Source organism: Amorphus sp. MBR-141, from assembly GCF_053628695.1.
The window spans coordinates 177,303-194,930 of record NZ_JBRJGW010000005.1 but is presented as its reverse complement, the minus strand read 5'-3'; the positions used below and the strand labels follow the sequence as shown (position 1 = coordinate 194,930).

17 protein-coding genes are annotated in these 17,628 nt (G+C 69.3%); 13 read left to right on the top strand and 4 right to left on the bottom strand.

The features are described 5' to 3' along the window. The first annotated feature begins 21 nt into the window (after nt 1-21). From ACSSVZ_RS09020 to ACSSVZ_RS09005, 4 genes are all read left to right on the top strand, one after another. Nucleotides 22-1,026 (top strand): Ldh family oxidoreductase, encoded by a 1,005-nt coding sequence (locus ACSSVZ_RS09020; protein ID WP_453969480.1) that lies wholly within the window; start codon nt 22-24, stop codon nt 1,024-1,026. Between the two features lie 397 nt (nt 1,027-1,423). Next, nucleotides 1,424-2,437, top strand: coding sequence for an ABC transporter substrate-binding protein (locus tag ACSSVZ_RS09015; RefSeq protein WP_453969479.1), 1,014 nt, complete (start codon nt 1,424-1,426; stop codon nt 2,435-2,437). A 392-nt stretch (nt 2,438-2,829) separates the two neighbouring features. Continuing rightward, nucleotides 2,830-3,699, top strand: a complete 870-nt coding sequence (locus ACSSVZ_RS09010) for an ABC transporter permease (RefSeq protein WP_453969478.1) — start codon at nt 2,830-2,832, stop codon at nt 3,697-3,699. Nucleotides 3,700-3,705: 6 nt separating this feature from the next. Further along, complete coding sequence (locus ACSSVZ_RS09005; protein ID WP_453969477.1) at nt 3,706-4,917, top strand: quaternary amine ABC transporter ATP-binding protein; 1,212 nt, start codon at nt 3,706-3,708, stop codon at nt 4,915-4,917. A gap of 53 nt (nt 4,918-4,970) precedes the next feature. Here the strand turns inward: ACSSVZ_RS09005 and ACSSVZ_RS09000 are convergent, their stop codons facing one another. After that, nucleotides 4,971-5,903, bottom strand: a complete 933-nt coding sequence (locus ACSSVZ_RS09000) for a cation diffusion facilitator family transporter (protein WP_453969476.1) — start codon at nt 5,901-5,903, stop codon at nt 4,971-4,973. A gap of 317 nt (nt 5,904-6,220) precedes the next feature. Here ACSSVZ_RS09000 and ACSSVZ_RS08995 point away from each other — a divergent pair, with 317 nt between their 5' ends. The 3 genes from ACSSVZ_RS08995 to ACSSVZ_RS08985 are packed head-to-tail and all read left to right on the top strand — an operon-like array spanning nt 6,221 to nt 8,594. Further along, nucleotides 6,221-7,324, top strand: coding sequence for a hypothetical protein (locus ACSSVZ_RS08995; protein WP_453969475.1), 1,104 nt, complete (start codon nt 6,221-6,223; stop codon nt 7,322-7,324). Then, complete coding sequence (locus ACSSVZ_RS08990) at nt 7,321-8,124, top strand: hypothetical protein (RefSeq protein ID WP_453969474.1); 804 nt, start codon at nt 7,321-7,323, stop codon at nt 8,122-8,124. Before ACSSVZ_RS08995 ends, ACSSVZ_RS08990 begins: the two co-directional genes overlap by 4 nt. Next, nucleotides 8,121-8,594: a hypothetical protein gene (locus tag ACSSVZ_RS08985; protein WP_453969473.1), complete on the top strand. Its 474-nt coding sequence runs from the start codon at nt 8,121-8,123 to the stop codon at nt 8,592-8,594. Before ACSSVZ_RS08990 ends, ACSSVZ_RS08985 begins: the two co-directional genes overlap by 4 nt. 59 nt (nt 8,595-8,653) lie before the next feature. Here ACSSVZ_RS08985 and ACSSVZ_RS08980 read toward each other — a convergent pair whose 3' ends face one another. Further along, nucleotides 8,654-9,310 (bottom strand): glutathione S-transferase, encoded by a 657-nt coding sequence (locus ACSSVZ_RS08980; protein ID WP_453969601.1) that lies wholly within the window; start codon nt 9,308-9,310, stop codon nt 8,654-8,656. A 239-nt stretch (nt 9,311-9,549) separates the two neighbouring features. Here ACSSVZ_RS08980 and ACSSVZ_RS08975 point away from each other — a divergent pair, with 239 nt between their 5' ends. Further along, nucleotides 9,550-10,770 (top strand): polyhydroxyalkanoate depolymerase, encoded by a 1,221-nt coding sequence (locus ACSSVZ_RS08975; protein ID WP_453969472.1) that lies wholly within the window; start codon nt 9,550-9,552, stop codon nt 10,768-10,770. A gap of 96 nt (nt 10,771-10,866) precedes the next feature. On the opposite strand, the gene ACSSVZ_RS08970 is transcribed toward ACSSVZ_RS08975, so the two are convergent. Further along, nucleotides 10,867-11,376, bottom strand: coding sequence for a MarR family winged helix-turn-helix transcriptional regulator (locus ACSSVZ_RS08970; RefSeq protein ID WP_453969471.1), 510 nt, complete (start codon nt 11,374-11,376; stop codon nt 10,867-10,869). A 179-nt stretch (nt 11,377-11,555) separates the two neighbouring features. On the opposite strand from ACSSVZ_RS08970, the gene ACSSVZ_RS08965 reads away from it, so the two are divergent. From ACSSVZ_RS08965 to ACSSVZ_RS08945, 5 genes are all read left to right on the top strand, one after another. Continuing rightward, nucleotides 11,556-12,296 carry a DUF899 domain-containing protein gene (locus tag ACSSVZ_RS08965; protein ID WP_453969470.1) on the top strand — a complete coding sequence of 247 codons (741 nt, stop codon included), beginning with the start codon at nt 11,556-11,558 and terminating at the stop codon, nt 12,294-12,296. Nucleotides 12,297-12,304: 8 nt separating this feature from the next. Further along, entirely contained in the window at nt 12,305-12,697 is a 393-nt protein-coding gene (locus ACSSVZ_RS08960; RefSeq protein ID WP_453969469.1) for a VOC family protein, read from the top strand. After that, nucleotides 12,694-13,161, top strand: coding sequence for a DUF1579 domain-containing protein (locus ACSSVZ_RS08955; RefSeq protein WP_453969467.1), 468 nt, complete (start codon nt 12,694-12,696; stop codon nt 13,159-13,161). The genes ACSSVZ_RS08960 and ACSSVZ_RS08955 overlap by 4 nt, the downstream gene beginning before the upstream one ends. Before the next feature lie 140 nt (nt 13,162-13,301). Continuing rightward, a complete protein-coding gene (locus ACSSVZ_RS08950) occupies nt 13,302-14,072 on the top strand; it encodes a VOC family protein (protein ID WP_453969466.1) in 771 nt (256 codons plus the stop codon). Nucleotides 14,073-14,269: 197 nt separating this feature from the next. Then, a complete protein-coding gene (locus ACSSVZ_RS08945) occupies nt 14,270-16,780 on the top strand; it encodes a membrane-bound PQQ-dependent dehydrogenase, glucose/quinate/shikimate family (RefSeq protein ID WP_453969465.1) in 2,511 nt (836 codons plus the stop codon). A gap of 96 nt (nt 16,781-16,876) precedes the next feature. On the opposite strand, the gene ACSSVZ_RS08940 is transcribed toward ACSSVZ_RS08945, so the two are convergent. Then, nucleotides 16,877-17,617, bottom strand: a complete 741-nt coding sequence (locus ACSSVZ_RS08940; RefSeq protein WP_453969464.1) for an IclR family transcriptional regulator — start codon at nt 17,615-17,617, stop codon at nt 16,877-16,879. Nucleotides 17,618-17,628 lie beyond the last annotated feature (11 nt).

The window sequence follows — 17,628 nt, the reverse complement described above, 5'->3', positions numbered from 1 at the left end:
CTCCAGCCCATGGATCCCGCCTTGACCAGCACCCGCCTCAGCCTCGCCGACATCGAAGCCCTCGCCACCCGCGCGCTCACCGGCGCCGGCGCAAGCGCCCCGGCGGCGGCGGCGATGGCGCGCGCCTGCGCCGCCGCCGAGCGCGACGGCATCCGCAGCCACGGCCTCCATTACATCCCGATCTACTGCGAGCACGTCGTCTGCGGAAAGGTCGACGGCCAGGCCAGCCCCACGGTCTCGCGGCCGAAACCGGGCGCCATCCGCGTCGATGCGGCGAGCGGCTTCGCCCATCCGGCGATCGAGGCGGGGTTCGCCGAGCTGGTGCCGGCGGCGCGCGACAACGGCTGCGCCGGCCTCGCCGTCTTCAACTCCTACAACTGCGGCGTGCTCGGCTACCACACCGAGCGGCTGGCGGCGGCGGGCCTGGTCGGCCTCGGCTTCACCAACGCGCCGGCCTCCATCGCCCCGGTCGGCGGCCGCAAGCCGGTGATCGGCACCAATCCGTTCTCGCTGGCCGTTCCCGGCCCCGACGGGCCGAGCCTGCTGATCGACCAGAGCGCCAGCACGGTCGCCAAGAGCGAGATCATGATGCGCGCCCGGGAGGGCGAGGCCATCCCCGAAGGCTGGGCGCTCGACGCCGACGGCAACCCCACCACCGATCCGGACACCGCGCTGAAGGGCTCGATGACGCCGTCGGGCGGCGCCAAGGGCTTCGGCGCGGGGCTGATGGTGGAGATCTTCGCGGCCGCGCTCTCCGGCGCCACGCTGGGCAAGGACGCCAGCCCCTTCTCCGGCACCGCCGGCGGCCCTCCCCGCACCGGCCAGTTCTTCTTCGCCGTCGACCCGGACGCGTTTTCCGGCGGCGCCTTCGCCGGCTCCGTCGCCGAGCTGGTCGCCGCCATCGAGGCCCAGGACGGCGCCCGCGTGCCCGGCAGCCGGCGGTTTGCCAACCGCGCCCGCATCGAGCGCGACGGTACCGACGTGCCCGCCGCCCTGATGGAGCGGATCAAGGTCTACGCGGGCTGAGATCGGGCGGTCCCCGGCAGCCTGCCCCGCGCCAATGGCCGCTCGGTGGCCGTGGCCGGCGTCCGCACGTCGCTCGACCAAAGGTCCTGAAGCGGCCGTACCCTGAATGGCGCGAGACCACGGTTTCCGGGACCGGCGGTCCGCGGCGGCCCCGGGCCGTCCATTTGACTCCGGCTGCACAGAAAATTCACACTGGTCGCGTTGAAGGCACACGCTTCAATGTAATTGAAGCAAACGACAAAACTTTACAATTGTCCTGAATACGCCAATGCGCCAGCCTCGTCCGAGGCGGGTTCCGGCTCGGCTTACATCGCGTCCCGCCTCTCCGCGGGATGCCCCGAACCGGCGCTGCGAGATGTCAGCGTCGTCCCAAACGGACCTAAAGAGGAGCAGCACCATGACCTGCATGAAACCGCTACTTGCGGCTGGAGGCATCGCCTTGCTCGCCGCTGGCCTCGCGCCGACCGGCGCCAAGGCTGCCGCATGCGGCACCGACGACACGATCAGCATCGCCAACATGACCTGGCTGTCGGCGAGCATGCTCGCCAGCGTCACCGATGAGATCCTGTCCGAAGGCTACGGCTGCAACACCCAGCTGGTTCCCGGCGACACCGTTCCGACCGCCACCTCGATGCTGACGAAATCCGAGCCCGACATCGCGCCCGAGATGTGGGTCTCCACCGCCCAGGCGATCTGGGAGAAGGCGATGGAGAAGGGCAACGTCTACAAGGCCGGCGACATCTTCGGCTCCGGCGGCGTCGAAGGCTGGTGGATCCCGGACTACCTCGCCGAGGAGCACCCGGAGATCAAGTCGGTCACCGACCTCAAGGACAACTGGGAGGTTTTCGCCGAGGTCTCCGCGCCCGACAAGGGCCGGCTCTACGGGTGCCCGCCCGGCTGGGGCTGCGAGATCATCACCAACAACCTGTTCAAGGCCCTCGATCTCGGCGAGACGTTCGAGCTGTTCTCGCCCGGGTCGGGCGCCAACCTGAAGGCCTCGTTCGCCCGCAAGGTCACCCGCAAGGAGCCGATCGTCGGCTACTATTGGGGTCCGACCGCGGTGATCGGCCGCTACGGCCTCGTGCGGCTGGAGATGCCGGACTACGATCCGGACAAGTTCAAATGCCTGACCGACATGAACTGCGCCGACCCGCAGCTCACCGGCTGGCAGAAGGGCGAAGTCGCCGTCGCCGCCACCACCGCGCTGCGCGACAAGGCGCCTGCCGTGGCCGAGTTCCTGTCGAAGATGCAGGTGCCCAACGACGTGGTGAACGAGGTCCTGGCCTGGGGCGACGAGCAGTCGGCGAGCCCCGAGGACGTCGCCGCCTACTTCCTCAAGAACCACGAGGACGTCTGGACCGCCTGGGTTCCGGACGATGTGGCGGAGACGGTGAAGGCCTCGCTGCAGTAGGTGATGGGACCGGGCCGGCACGCTGCGTGCCGATCCGGCCGGCGGTCGGGCGTCCGCGCCTGGCCGCGTTCCCGTACCGCGCGCCACCGGACCGGACCGGTTCCGATCGGGCCGGACGGGGCCGCGCCGCGAGGACGGGCGCGATGAACGAGGCGGGACGGGTCGGCAGACCGCGCCCCGCTTGCGGCGTCTGGAAACGGTGACGTTCCAAGACGCCGAGTCGCGGCCGCCCGGCGTCGTGGTGATCCGGGGCGGATGCCAGGCGTGGGGGCCGGACCGGCCCGAACGCCTGCGACAGGCTCCACGGAGGTGAGGCCCCGAGACCGAGAACCGGCGCAGGGGGCGGTGTCGCCCGGGCGACACGAGATCTGCCGAACCAGAGGGACACGACGATGGATTCCGGCTTTCCGGACCTGATTGACACGCGCGGGCTCCGCCGCTTGATCGACGACGCCTTCAACTGGGTCGTCATCGAATGGGGGCGCGAGCTGGAGCTGATCTTCCTGCCGGTGCTGCGGCTGCTCAACAACATCGAGGACGGGCTTCTCTGGCTGCCCTGGTACGTGGTCATCCTGGCGATCGCGGCGCTCGGCTACGCCGCGACCCGCTCAATCGTCACCACGCTCGGCATTGCGGTGATGCTGTTCCTGATCGGCGTGATCGGGCTGTGGGAACCGGCGATGGCAACGGTGGCGCTGATGATCACGGCGACCGCGCTCGCCATCCTGGTCGGGATTCCGCTGGGCATCCTGATGTCGCGCTCGGACCGGCTACAGTCGGTCATGCTGCCGGTGCTCGACGTGATGCAGACGATGCCGATCTTCGTCTACCTGATCCCCTTCGTGATGCTGTTCGGCCCCGGCAAGATCCCCGCCCTGCTCGCCACCATCGTGTTCGCGGTGCCGCCGGTGATCCGGCTCACCAACCTCGGCATCCGCCAGGTCGATGCGGAGGTGATCGAGGCGGTCACCGCCTTCGGCGCCACCTCGCACCAGCGGCTGTTCTCGGTGCAGATCCCGCTCGCCCTTCCCACCATCATGGCCGGCATCAACCAGACCACCATGATGGCGCTCTCCATGGTGGTGATCGCCTCGATGATCGGCGCCGGCGGCCTCGGCTACCAGGTGCTTCAGGGCATCCAGCGGCTGGAAGTCAGCCGTGGCCTGCTCGCCGGCCTGGCCATCGTGTTCCTGGCCATCATCTTCGACCGGATCGCCCAGGCCTACGGCCGCCGCGTCCAGCAGCACCTCCACAACAGCTAGGCCCCGATGAGCAAGCCCACCCCGCCCAGGGACCCGAAGATCTCCATCGAGCACGTCTACAAGATCTTCGGCGACGATCCGGCATCGATGCTGCCCCGCGTCCAGGCCGGCGCCTCGAAGCGCGAGATCCTCGACGAGCACAGCCACGTCGTCGGCATCCGCGACATCAACCTGGACATCGCCGCCGGCGAGACGTTCGTGGTGATGGGGCTGTCGGGGTCGGGGAAATCGACGCTGATCCGCCACATCAACCGGCTGATCGAGCCGACCGCCGGCCGCATCCTCATCGACGGCGATGACGTGCTCGCCCTCGACGAGGGGCGGCTGCGCGCGCTGCGCCGGCAGAAGATCTCCATGGTGTTCCAGCGCTTCGCGCTGCTGCCGCACAAGACCATCCTGGCGAACGTCATGTACCCGCTGCGGATCGACGGCGTCGCCAGGGAGCAGGCGCGCGAGCGGGCGATGGAGCAGATCGAGACGGTCGGCCTCGCCGGCTACGAGGACCGCTACCCGCGCCACCTGTCGGGCGGCATGCAGCAGCGCGTCGGCCTTGCCCGGGCGCTGGCGACCAGCGCCGACATCCTGCTGATGGACGAGGCGTTCTCCGCCCTCGACCCGCTCATCCGCGGCGACATGCAGGCCCAGCTCAAGGAGCTGCAGGCGAAGCTGCACAAGACCATCGTGTTCATCACCCACGACCTGGACGAGGCGCTGAAGCTGGGCGACCACATCGCCATCCTGAACGACGGCGAGCTGCGCCAGGTCGGCACCGGCGAGGACATCCTGCTTCACCCGGCCGACGACTACGTCGAGCGCTTCGTGCGCGACGTGAACCGCGGCCAGGTGGTGACGCTGGCCAGCACCGCCCGCAAGGCGACGACGATGGCGGTCGCCGAGGTTTCGCGCCAGGCGCTGTCGGCGGCCATTGCCCGCGACGGCGTCAGCGACGTGATCGTGGTCGACGCGGACGACCGGCCGCTCGCCGCGGTGAGCGAAACGGTCCTCTACGAGCACCGCGAGAAATCCGACGACTGGTGGCGCACGCCCGGCAACTTGCCGGCGCCGCGCACCGCGCGCGACGACCAGGTGCTCTCCGACGTGCTGTCGCTCTATGCCGGCCGGTCGACGCCGCTGGTGGTGGTCGACGCCGACGGACGGGTGGTCGGCAAGATGTCGGCCACCGACGCGATCGCCGCGCTCACCACCGACGGCGGCTGAGGGCTATCCGGCCGGGGCCGCCGCGCGTCCGCGCGTTCCCCGCCCCGCGCGCCTCAGGGCAGCACCGGCGTCGGCTCCGGCTTCTCCGAGCGCACCGGGCGCAGAAAGACGCGGCTGATCTCCTCGCGTTCGGCCTCCAGGGCGAGCGTGAGCTCGCGCATGGTGGCCTCGACCTCCTCGCCGCTCAGTCGCTCGGCGAAGTCGATGGAGACCGCGATCATGATCTCGCGCGGACCGAGATGCATGCTCAGCACTTCGTCGACATGATTGACCCGGTCGTCGGCGTTGAGCACCGCGTGGACGTCGGTCAGCACGCCCTGCGAGGCGCTTTCCCCGGTCATCAGGCTGAGCGTCTCGCGGGAGAGGAACACCGCCGTTGCGACCAGGATGAGGCCGATGAGCACCGAGGCGATCCCGTCGAAGATGGGCATCTCCAGGAAGTAGGCCAGCCCCACACCGATCAGGGCCACCGAGAGCCCCGCCAGCGCCGCGAAATCCTCGCAGAAGATCGCGAAGACGCTCGGGTCCTTGCTGGCTCTCAGTGCACGCCAGATCGTCCGGTTGGGCTGCTGGTGACGCAGTTCCTTCCAGGCGATCCTGAACACGGATCCTTCGATCACGATGGCGACCCCGAGGACGACGAAGTTCGCCCACGGCTGGTGGATCGGCTCGGGCGCAAGAACCCGGTGCACGCCTTCGTAGATGGAGACCGCACCACCCAGCGCGAAGATCAGGAGCGCAACCACGAACGCCCAGAAATAGATCTCCATCCCGTAGCCGAAGGGATGGCGCGCGTCCGGCGGCCGCGAGGACCGCTTCATCCCGAGCAGCAGGATCGCCTGGTTGGTGCTGTCGACGGTGGAATGGATGCCTTCCGACATCATGGCGCTGGAGCCGGTCCACGCGGCGGCGGCGAACTTGGTCACCGCGATGGCGAGGTTGCCGGCAAGGGCGGCGTAGATGACATGCTTGGAGCCGGACGCCATGAGGTTTCCCGTGACTGTGAGGTTTGCCGTGACTGGCGGGATGCGGGCGCGGCGATCCGGCGCCCGGTCCGGACACGTCCCGCCGCCAGCCCGCAGATGATGGGTGCAGGACGAACGCGCGTCCCGGGGCCGGCGTTCCGCCGGGCGCCCCGCCCGGCCGCACCCGGCTTTCGATGCGCACAACCGATTGCCTGGAACGGCCGGCCGGGGCAAGGTGTGCGACGCACCCATCCTGCCCGCACCGGCGGCGGCGTTCCAGCTGCCGGCCGCCGGCGCCTTGCCACGACCCTTCGACACCTCATCGCCGAGAGCCGCACGTGGCCCCCAGATACACGCTCCGATACAAGCTCTCCGTGCGCGGCATCGAGGTCTTCCAGGCCGTCTTCGCCTTCATCATGGCGCTCGGCCTCGGCGAGGTCTTCACCGGCTCGTACAACTTCCTCACCACGGTGCTGTTCTCGCCGGACCAGACCAACAGCGAGAAGCTGCTGTTCCTGCTGGTGTTCTTCAACATCGTGCTGCTCGGCATCCGGTTCTTCTGGGTGCCGCGCAATTTCCGCCTGCTGGTGCACGAAACCGTCCGGCACCACCCGGAGATGCACGACCTGTCGCCGCTGCAGCACTACGAGATCTCGGTGCACTGGTTCATCATCCTGCTGCACGCGATGCTGTTCTACCTGATCGGCTCGGAATTCGAGCACATCGGCTTCCTGATGCTGTCGAGCAAGCCGTTCTCGCAGAGCGGGCTGTACGGCTTCTTCACCATGCAGATCGTGCTGCTGCTGCTGAACTCCGCCTGGATCGCGGCGATCGAATACCGCAAGCAGGATTTCGCGCGACGCTCGGCCAGCGCCGCCGTCAGCCTGAAGCCGCCCGGCTCCATCCTGTGGATGCGCAACAACCTCGCCTGCGTGCTCCTCACGCTGGGGCCGCTGGCGATCGGCAGCACCTGTCCGGCCGCCACCGGCCACTGCGTCGTCATCGCCCAGACCCAGGCCGCGGCCGGCTGCGTCGCCACCGAGGCGCCCGCCGCCGGCCGCAGGGCGGACTGTGCGGAAGAGCTGCCCAGCCTGACCGGCGCCGGGCTGGCGCCCTCGCCCACCTCCCCGGCGATCATCGCCAACGCGTCGTCGCTGCTGTTCGAGACGGTGGTGGCCGCCCTCGATCCGACGATGGCCGACCGCATGCTCTACTGGCCGGCGCTGTGGATCCTGACGATCTTCCTGATCAACAGCCTGCTCGACCTGCTCAACACCGGCAAGTTCTACCTGATGCTGGAAGAGGTGGAGTGGGACGTGGACTATTCCGGCACCGGCACGGCCGGCGGCGCGCGCCGGCGCGGACGGCACGTGCTGCGCAACCGCCCGCCTGCCCCGCCGCCCCCGCCTCCGGAGCCGGGGCCCCAGGAGCGCGACCCGTGAGCGGCGGGCGCCCGGCCGGCCCGCCCGTCACCATCCTGGCGCTCGCCATCGGCGGCGCGCTGCTGTTCATGGTCGCCGCCCGCTCCAGCCATCTGTCGGCGCCGGCGGACCCGGTGCCGGGCGCCGGCGTGGCCGCACCGACGATCCGGGTCGTGGCCGGGCTGATCCCGCCCTACATGAACGCGGAGGGCGAAGGCCGCGAAAGCGTCGCGATCCGGTCAACGCTGGGCGCGCAGGCCGCCGCCGGCGACGTGGAGTTCTTCGTGCTGCCGTTCTCGCGGCACTGGACCAGCTTTCTCAACGATGACCGCTTCGATGCGGTGGCCACCGTGCCGGACGGCATGAGCCTGGAGGGCTTCCATTCCCGGCCCTACATCACCTACCAGAACGGCATCGGCTACCGCTGCGCGGACCATCCGGGGACGTTCGCCGCCGACGATCTCGACGGCCTCCACATCGTCGCCTTCAGCGGCGCGTCGGCCGTGCTCGAGGCGATCCGCCAGCGCATGCCGGCGTTCGAGAGCTACATCGAGATCGCCAACCAGCGCGTCCATTCCCAGATGCTGATCGACGGCCGCGCCGACGCGATCGTCGCCGACGAATCCATCTTCGCGTACTACAACGACGAGATCCGGGCGGGGCTGGCGCCCGACGCCCGGGAAGCGGTTCCCGAACTCTGCTTCGCGGCGATCTTCCCGCAGACCGACTATCACATGGTCTTCCGATCGGAGGCGCTGCGCGACCTCTTCGACAGCGGCACACCCGCCGCAGGCGCCGGCGACGGACGAAGACGCCCATGACCGACATCCCCGCCGATCGCCTGGCAGCCGCCACCGCCCGCCCGTCGCGGCTCATCGTCGCCGGCTACGGGTGCCTGCTGGCGGCGTTCGCCATCGCCATCGGCCTCGGTATCGCCGCCGACGGGATCGGCACCGACTGGCTGCGCGGGCTGTCGCTCGCGACGCTCGTCCTGCTGGTCGCCGCCGCGGCGATCGCCCAGGTGCACCTTTACCGCTCCGAGGTGACGGCCAGCCGCCTGCACGCCCGGGACCTGACCGGCATCCTGGTGCGGCTTGCGGCGATCGGCATCCTCGCCGCGCTGGAGTTCATCCTGCTGGGCATGGCGCTCCCGACCGTCTGGACGGGCCTGATCCGGATCTACACTTGGACCATCGGCACCGGCGCCCTGCTGCTGACGATCCGCGGCCTGTGGGCGGTCGCCTGGGGCGACGGGTCGGCGATGCCCGCCCCGGACCGGTCGCTCGGCTAGAGTTTGATTCTGGAGCCATTTCTTTTCGGCCAGGTGAGTCCAGCTGACCGGAAAAGGCTCTAGAACTCCACCTCCAGCTCGATGATCTCGTCGGGCTCGGCGCGGGCGCCGTCGGTCCATTCCTGCATCAGGGGCCAGTCGAGGATGTGGTCGCGGTAGGCGGCGAGCGGCGGCTCCAGCTCGACGGCGTAGGTGCGGAAGCGGCTGCACACCGGCGCGTACATGGCGTCGGCCACCGTCGGGGTCTTCCCGAACAGGTACGGGCCGCCGTAGGTCTCCAGGCACTCGGTCCAGATCGTCTTGATGCGCTCCACGTCGGGACGCGCGCCCGAGAAGATCTTGAAGCTTTCGTGGCGGGCCTTGAGGTTCATCGGCAGCGCCGAGCGCAGGTTGTAGAAGCCGGAGTGCATTTCGCCGGACACCGCGCGGCAGTGGGCACGCACCGCCTGGTCGGCCGGCAGCAGGCCGGCGTCCGGGGCGATCTCGGCCAGATATTCGGCGATCGCCAGGGTGTCCCACACGGTCACGTCGCCGTTCGTCAGCCGCGGCACCAGCACCGAGGGCGACAGCAGCAGCAGCTCCTGGCGGTTGTCGGGATCGTCCATGCCGATCCGCTCCTCGTCGAAGGCGAGCCCGGCCATCCGGCACAACAGCCAGCCGCGCAGCGACCAGGACGAGTAGTTCTTCGAGGAGATCGTCAGCTTCGCACCGGCCATCTGTGCCATCAGCCCCTGTTCGCGTTGTTGCGGCCCGCCCCCCGGCGGAAAGACGCGCCTGCCGCCGGCCGGATCGACCACCTGGCCCGGGACATGCTTGTCTTCTTTCGGACCGGCGTCCAGCCCTTGCGGACCACCCGCAGACGGTGGCTCCGGCGACAATCCTCTCGCACTGCGGGCAAAATCACACTAACTTTTTTGCAGCGCGGCATTTTGCCGGTCACGATCGGGACGGACAGATGCTCTATCAGGCCTATCAGCTACAGGACGATCTCATCGCGCCGTTCCGCGCGCTGGCCCGGGCCATGCCGCAGACGGACTGGCCCGACCTGATGGACTGGGGCATCGCCGCCCAGCTGAGGCGGCGGATCGACGCCGGGCTGGAGATGCTGTCGCGCTACGAGCTCAGCCACACCCGGCCGGATTTCGCCATCGACAGCGTGATGGTGGGCAACCGGGACGTGCCGGTGACCACCGAGGTGGCGCTGGAAATGCCGTTCGGCACCCTGTTGAAATTCGCCAAGGACATCGACACGGCGCAGCCGAAGGTGCTGGTGGTGGCGCCGCTGTCGGGGCATTTCGCGACGCTGCTGCGCGGCACGGTCCAGACGCTCCTGAAGGACCACGAGGTCTACGTGACCGACTGGATCAATGCCCGCGACGTGCCGCTCGAGGCCGGCCGCTTCGGCGTCGAGGATTACATCGACTACCTGATCCGCTTCCTCGAGGAGATCGGCCCGGGCGCGCACATCCTGGCGGTCTGCCAGCCGTGCGTGCAGGCGCTCGCCGCCGTCGCCATCATGTCGGAGGACGGCCATCCCGACACGCCGCGCTCGATGACGCTGATGGCCGGGCCGATCGACGTGGAGGAGAGCCCGACGGCGGTGAACGATCTCGCCACGTCGAAACCGTTGTCGTGGTTCGAGCAGTCGGTGATCGCCCAAGTGCCCGGGCGCTATGCCGGCGGCGGCCGCAAGGTGTATCCTGGCTTCCTGCAGCTCACCGCCTTCGTTGCCATGAACATGGACCGGCACAAGACCGCCCACCGCAAGCTCTACGAGCACCTGGCCAACGGCGAAACGGCCGAGGCGGAGAAGATCAAGACCTTCTACGACGAGTATTTCGCCGTCCTCGACCTCACCGCCGAGTTCTACATCGAGACCATCGACCGGGTGTTCCAGAGGAACGAGCTGGCCAAGGGCACCTTCGGCTACCGCGGCCGCACGGTGGATCCCGGCGCCATCCGCAAGACGGCGCTGCTCACCGTGGAAGGCGGCCGCGACGACATCTGCGCCCTCGGCCAGACGGCTGCCGCCCACGACCTCTGCCGCTCGCTGCGCCCGCACCTGAAGCGCCACCATCTGCAGGCCAACGTCGGCCACTACGGCGTCTTCAACGGCAAGCGCTGGGAGCGCGAGATCTATCCGGTCGTGCGCAACATGATCCTGGCGATGGAATAGGCGCCAGGTCCGCGCCTTCCCCGTCCGGGCGATCTGAACAGGCGGAGGCCGGTTCGTCTGGGACGCCCGGGAGGAGGCGGCGCGTCCCTCCCCGCCTCAGTTTCCGCGCCGCCGCGCCTGGGGCGGCGCCACCTCGATCGCGCCGTCGCCCGGCGGCGGCGGACCGAACGACAGCACCCTGAGATCGGCCCTGAGCATCTCCGGATCGCTGAGCCCCGCCTCGATCTCGCCGTGGACGCGCTTCCAGACCGGCACCGCGGCGGCGAGTGTCCTGCGGCCCGCGTCGGTGAGCGCCAGCAGCCGGCTGCGGCGATCGCTGGGGTTCGCCCGCCGCTCCACCAGCCCGCGCCGTTCCAGGGGCTTCAGCGCCGCCGTCAGCGTCGTCTGGTCCATGGCCAGCAGCTCGGCGACCGGCCCCATCGGAGGCGGTTCCGGCCGGTTCAGCGACATCAGCAGGGAAAACTGGCCGTTGGTCAGCCCGTAGGGCTTGAGCTCGTCGTCAAACCGCCGCGCCAGCGCCCGTGCCGCCCGCTGGGCGTGCAGGCACAGGCAGGTGTCGCGAACGAGGATCGTCGTCGAGAACGGGACGTCGGCTGGGTTTGACATGGCTCTTTTATATTGATATCAATGCAATTGTCAAGGTCACAGGACGGAGCAGGCGCCCGGCGCCATTCCGTCCGCTGATCGGAAATCGCTCCGGACTCAACAGCTTGAGACTATCCGCTTCGCCGTCCGCGGCGCGACCCGACCGGAGCTGTCTTCGCCGTTTCGAAAGGGAATTCGACATGACCAATCATCAGGTTGTCTCTCGCGACGCATGGCTGGAAGCCCGCCGCGCTCTTCTCGCCAAGGAAAAGGCAGAGACGCGGCTACGCGACGAGGTCAACACGGCCAGGCGCGCCCTGCCGTGGGTCCGGATCGACGCGGACTACGTCTTCGATACGCCGGCGGGCCGCAAGAGCCTCGCCGACCTATTCGACGGCCGCAGCCAGCTCGTCGTCTACCACTTCATGCTGGCGCCCGGCTGGGAGGCCGGCTGCCCCGGGTGCTCGTTCCTGGCCGATCATTTCGACGGCACCCTGCCCCATCTCAACCACCACGACGTCACGCTGGTGGCGGTGTCGCGGGCGCCGCTTGCCGAAATCACGGCCTACAAGCAGCGGATGGGTTGGCATTTCCCGTGGGTGTCCGCCTTCGAAAGCCGGTTCAACCAGGATTTCGGCGTCTCCTTCAGCAAGGACGAACTCGCCAGCGGCTCGGTCTTCTACAACTTCACCGACACCCCGTCCGACCGGGCCTTCGACGAGCTGCCGGGTCTCAGCGCCTTCGTGAAGGACGCCGACGGCACCGTCTACCACACCTATTCGAGCTATGCGCGCGGGCCGGAGGAGCTGATCGGCACGCTGATGATCCTCGACCGCGCGCCGTTCGGCCGCAACGAGGGCTCGACGATGGATTTCGTCCGCCGCCACGACGAGTACGAGGCGACGCCGTCCGCCGCCTGCTGCCACGCCGCCGCCGAGTAGCCGAGCCGGTGACGGTCACCAACGTCCTCGCCGCGATCGCGGTGCGCGAGCACGCTCCGGCGGTCGCCTGGTACGCGGCGCTGTTCGGACGGCCTCACGACGCCGCCCCGATGGAGGGGCTCGCCGAGTGGTGGTTCCCGGCCGGCGGCTGGCTGCAGGTGTTCGCCGACGCCGAGCGTGCCGGAACCTCGTCGATCACCCTGGTGGTCGACGACATCGAGGCTGCGCGGCGGTCGCTTGCCGCCGCCGGCCACGAAAGCGAGTGGAGCTTCGACGGGCCGATCACCAGCGGCACCGTCGTGCGCGATCCCGACGGCAACCGCATCGTCTTCGCTCACTCCGCCGATCCAGCCAGCAATCCGTCCGCCGCAGGATGGACCCAACAACGGAGAACAGAATGAATTTCGAACCGGGACAGGAGCACGCGTGGCTCGACCAGCTGGTCGGCGACTGGTCCTACACGGCCAGTGCGCCGCAGTGCGGCGCCATGCCGCCCGGCCGGGAAACCGTCCGGTCGGTCGGCGGGTTCTGGATCGTGGGAGAAGGCAGCGGCACCGCGCCGGACGGCACGCCGGTGACCAGCCTCATCACCCTCGGCTACGATACCCGGGTGGCATCGTTCGTCGGCTCGTGGGTGGGCTCGATGATGCCGTACATGTTCGTCTACGAAGGCACCCTCGACCGCACCGCGAACACGCTGACCCTCGACTGCCAGGGGCCGGACTTCTCCGACCCGACGAAGAGCGCCAGCTACCGCGAGGTCGTCACCGTCCTCGATGGAACAACCCGTACCTTCGTCTCTTACATGGAGGCCGCGGACGGGACCTGGACCGAGATCATGAACGCCCGCTACCAGCGTCTCTGACGGTCCGCGGCTGCCGGCGCGGCCCGAGCCCCACGGGCGCGCCAGATCACACACCAGATCACACAGTTGTCGGCTTCCCGGCCCACACTCCCGCCTGTTCCAGAAACCGTCGTCGCACTGCGCGTTCAAGGAGACCAGACATGCCGATGTCCCAGGGTGATTTCTGCTGGTACGAACTGATGACGTCCGACCCGAAGGCGGCGGAAGCCTTCTACACGCGGACGATCGGCTGGGAGGCCGCCGACGCCGGCATGCCCGGCATGGACTACACGCTGTTCAGAGTCGGGGCGGCACCAATCGCCGGCCTGATGGAGATCCCCGAGCGCGCGGCCCAGTCGGGAGCGCAGCCCGCCTGGATGGGGCACCTGGCGGTCGACGACGTGGACGCGACCGCGAAATCCGTCGTCGATGCGGGGGGTGCCGTGCATCACGGACCCGAGGACGTTCCCGGCATCGGCCGCTTCGCCGTGGTCGGCGATCCCCAGGGCGCGGTGATCTGCCTGTTCCGCGGCGACGGCGCTCCGCCGCCGTCGCTCGCCACCGGAACGCCCGGCACGTTCGGCTGGCACGAGCTGTTCACCGACGACCCCGAGGCGGCGTTCGCGTTCTACGCGTCGCACTTCGGCTGGGAGAAGATGGACGCCATGGATATGGGGCCGATGGGCGTCTACCAGATCTTCGGCAAGGGCGGAAACATGATGGGCGCCATGATGCGCCGGCCGCCCGAGGTCCCCGTCTGCGCCTGGGGCTACTACATCGCCGTCGACGCCATCGACGCGGCGATCGAGCGGCTGACGAGCGGCGGCGGCAAGGTGGTCAACGGGCCGATGGAGGTTCCCGGCAGCAACTGGATCGTCCAGTGCTTCGATCCCCAGGGCGCCTACTTCGCCATGGTCGCGCCGAAACGGTAGCGTCCGGCACGGCCGGTCATCCGGCCCGGAGGGAAGCGGGCGCGGTCACGCGTCCGCTCCCGCTTGTCGTGTCGATGGCGGCGACCGCCTGCGGCACTGTCGGTCACCCCGTGCCGGCAGCCCCCCATTACCGAAGTTTCATGGAACACCCCCGGCGCCCCCTTCGTTCGCATTCAGGGGCGCAAATGGAGGCTTCTATGGCACACACTCCACCCGATACCCCGACGCTGCACCGCAGAGGCGTGGGATACGGCCTGACGATGGGTCTGGCCGCTGTCCTGCTCGTGTGCGGTGTGAGCCTCTTCGCCGGCGGCATCTGGCTCATCACCCTCGGCGGCTCCTGGTACTACGCGATCGCCGGGGCCGGGCTCACCGTCACCGCGATCCTGCTGTTCGTGCGCTCGATCGCCGCCGTCTGGGTCTATCTCCTCACTTATGCATTCACCCTCGTTTGGGCCTTTTGGGAGGTCGGAACGGACTGGTGGGCGCAGGTGCCCCGGATCGTGGCGCCGACCGTGATGCTCGTGCTGGTGCTCCTGACGCTGCCCGTGCTGCGCCGGATCTACCAGGTCGACGTGGACAGGGTTCCGGCCCGCAGCCCACGCACCGCCACCGCCGCGATCGCCTCGCTGGTCGCCCTCGGCGGGCTCGGCCTTGCCGCGCATCCGGCGGCGGCCCAGGATGCCGGCCAGCCGGCCGCCGTGGAGGATGCCGGGCAGCCCGCCACCCCCGGCCAGACCACGCTGGTTGGCACCGACGCCGCCGACGCCGCGCCGCAGACCAGCCACGCGACGCCGCAGCAGATGCCGACGCCCGGGGCGGACTGGCCGGCCTATGGCGGCAGCATCCATGCGACGCGCTATTCGCCCCTCGACCAGATCACCCCGGACAACGTCGGCAACCTGAAGAAGGTCTGGGAATTCCACACCGGCGACATGCCGGACGAGAAGGCCGCCGGGAAATACTCGCCGGAAAACACGCCCCTGAAGGTCGGCGACGATCTCTACATGTGCTCGGCGAAGGGCATCGCGATCTCCGTCGACGCCGCCACCGGCCGCGAGGAATGGCGCTACGACCCCAAGGTCTCCGACGACGCTATCCCCTACGGCGCCACCTGCCGCGGCGTCGCCTATTACGCCGACCCCGCCGCCCCGAGCCCCGACGCGCTCTGCGCGACGCGGATCATCTGGGGCACGCTCGACGCCCGGCTGCTCGCCGTGGATGCGCGCACCGGCCAGCTCTGCCCGGATTTCGGCCAGAACGGCGAGGTCAACCTGGAGGACGGGATCGGCGACACCGTGCCCGGCTGGTACGCGGTCACCGCACCGCCGGCGATCGTGCGCGGCGTGGTCGTCACCGGCGCCCAGGTGAACGACGGCCAAGCGGAGGATTCCCCGTCGGGCGTCGTGCGCGGCTACGACGCGGTCACCGGCAAGTTCCTGTGGGCATGGGACCTCGGCAAGCCCGACGACCACGGCGAGCCGGCCGAGGGCGAGACCTACACGCGCGGCACGCCGAACATGTGGACCATGGCGGCGGCCGACGAGGAGCTGGGTCTCGTCTACCTGCCGCTCGGCAACTCCGCCGTCGACTACTACGGCAGCAACCGCAGCGAGCAGGAGAACGAATACGCGACCTCGCTGGTGGCCGTCGACGTCACCACCGGCGAGGACGTCTGGCACTTCCAGACCGTCCACCACGACCTTTGGGACTACGATCTCGGCTCGCAGCCGAGCCTGGTCGACTTCCCCACCGACAGCGGCACGGTGCCGGCGATCATCCTCTCCTCCAAGCAGGGCGACATCTACGTCCTGAACCGGGAGACCGGCGAATCGCTCTTCCCGGTCGAGGAGAAGGAGGTTCCGACCGACGTCGGCGTGGAGCAGGACTACCTCTCCCCCACCCAGCCGGTCTCCGCCTATCACGTCCTGAGCAAGCCGCGGCTGGAGGAGAAGGACATGTGGGGCATGAGCCCGCTGGACCAGCTCTGGTGCCGGATCCAGTTCCGCCGCGCCACCTACGAGGGCATGTACACCCCACCGACCACCGACACCTCGTGGATCCAGTATCCCGGCTACAACGGCGGCCAGGACTGGGGCTCGATGGCGGTGGATACGAAGAACGGCATCCTCATCGCCAACTACAACGACATGCCGAACTTCAACCGCCTGATCCCGCGCGCCGAAGCGGACAAGGAAGGCGTCAAGCCGATCTTCGTGGCCGGCACGTCGAAGGGCGAGGCCGGGCCCCAGTGGGGATCGCCCTACGCCATCTCCATCAACGCCGGCTGGCGGCTGTTCACCGGCCTGATGTGCAAGGAGCCGCCGTATGGCGGCATCCGGGCGATCGACCTTGCGACCGGCAAGACGCTGTGGGACGAGCCGCTCGGCCAGGCGGTCGCCAACGGCCCGTTCGGCATCCCCTCGATGCTGCCCCTGAAGATCGGGACGCCCAACAACGGCGGGCCGATCGTCACGGCGGGCGGGCTGATCTTCATCGCCGCGGCCACCGACAACCTGATCCGCGCCATCGACGAGAAGACCGGCGAGGTGGTGTGGACGGCGACGCTGCCGGCCGGCGGCCAGGCGACGCCGATCACCTACGAGGTCGGCGGCCGCCAGTTCGTGGCGATCATGGCCGGCGGCCATCACTTCATGGAAACGCCGATCGGCGATTCCGTCGTGGCCTGGGCGCTGCCGCAGCAATAGGCCGCGTCCCGGCCGGTCGGGCGCCGCGCCGCATCGGCACCGCGTCACGCACGCCTCGAAAGCCCGGTCCCGGCTGGACCGGGCTTTCCTTGCGTCTCAGCCGGCGAGCGCGGCGTTGACCACCCGCGTGCAGAACGTCACCTGGGCTCGGGTGGCGTCGAGGCGGGCCCGGGCTGCCGGCGTGTCGGCGACGGTGAGGCTGAGCGAGCCGATCACCTCCTGGCGGGCATCGAACACCGGCGCGGCGATGCCGATGACGCCCGCCGTCACCTGGCCGTAGCTCACCACGAAGCCCGCCTGCCGGTGCGCCTTCAGAGCCGCCTTCACCTCCGCCAGGCTGGCGCCGTGGCCCGCCGCCGCTAACGCCTCCGGCATCGCCTCGTAGAGCCTGCCGATCCAGGCGGCGGGCATCCAGGCGAGGATCGCCACCGACGCCGCCCCGTCCAGCAGCGGCCGGGCGTTGCCCCGCTCGTAGGTGCTGGTGAACGCCTGGGTGCTGGTCTCCTGGTGCACGCACAGCACCTTCTGCCGGTAGCGCCGGCACAGCAGCGCCACGCCGGGCACGTCGGCCACCAGCTCCGCCATCACCGGGCGGGCAGCCCGCAGCAGCGGGTCGGAGACGCGGATCTTGTGGTCGAGCTCGATGATGCGCGGCCCCAGCGCGTAGCCGAGCCCCGGCATCGAGGTGAGGAAGCCCGCGTCGGTGAGCACCTTCAGGTAGCGGTAGAGGGTCGAGCGCGTGTAGCCGAGCTCGGCGTGGATGTCCTCGACGCTCCAGGACACCGCCCGCTCGTCGAACAGGTCGAGGATGGCGAGCATCCTGGTATGGCTTTGCACGTGGTCCTCCG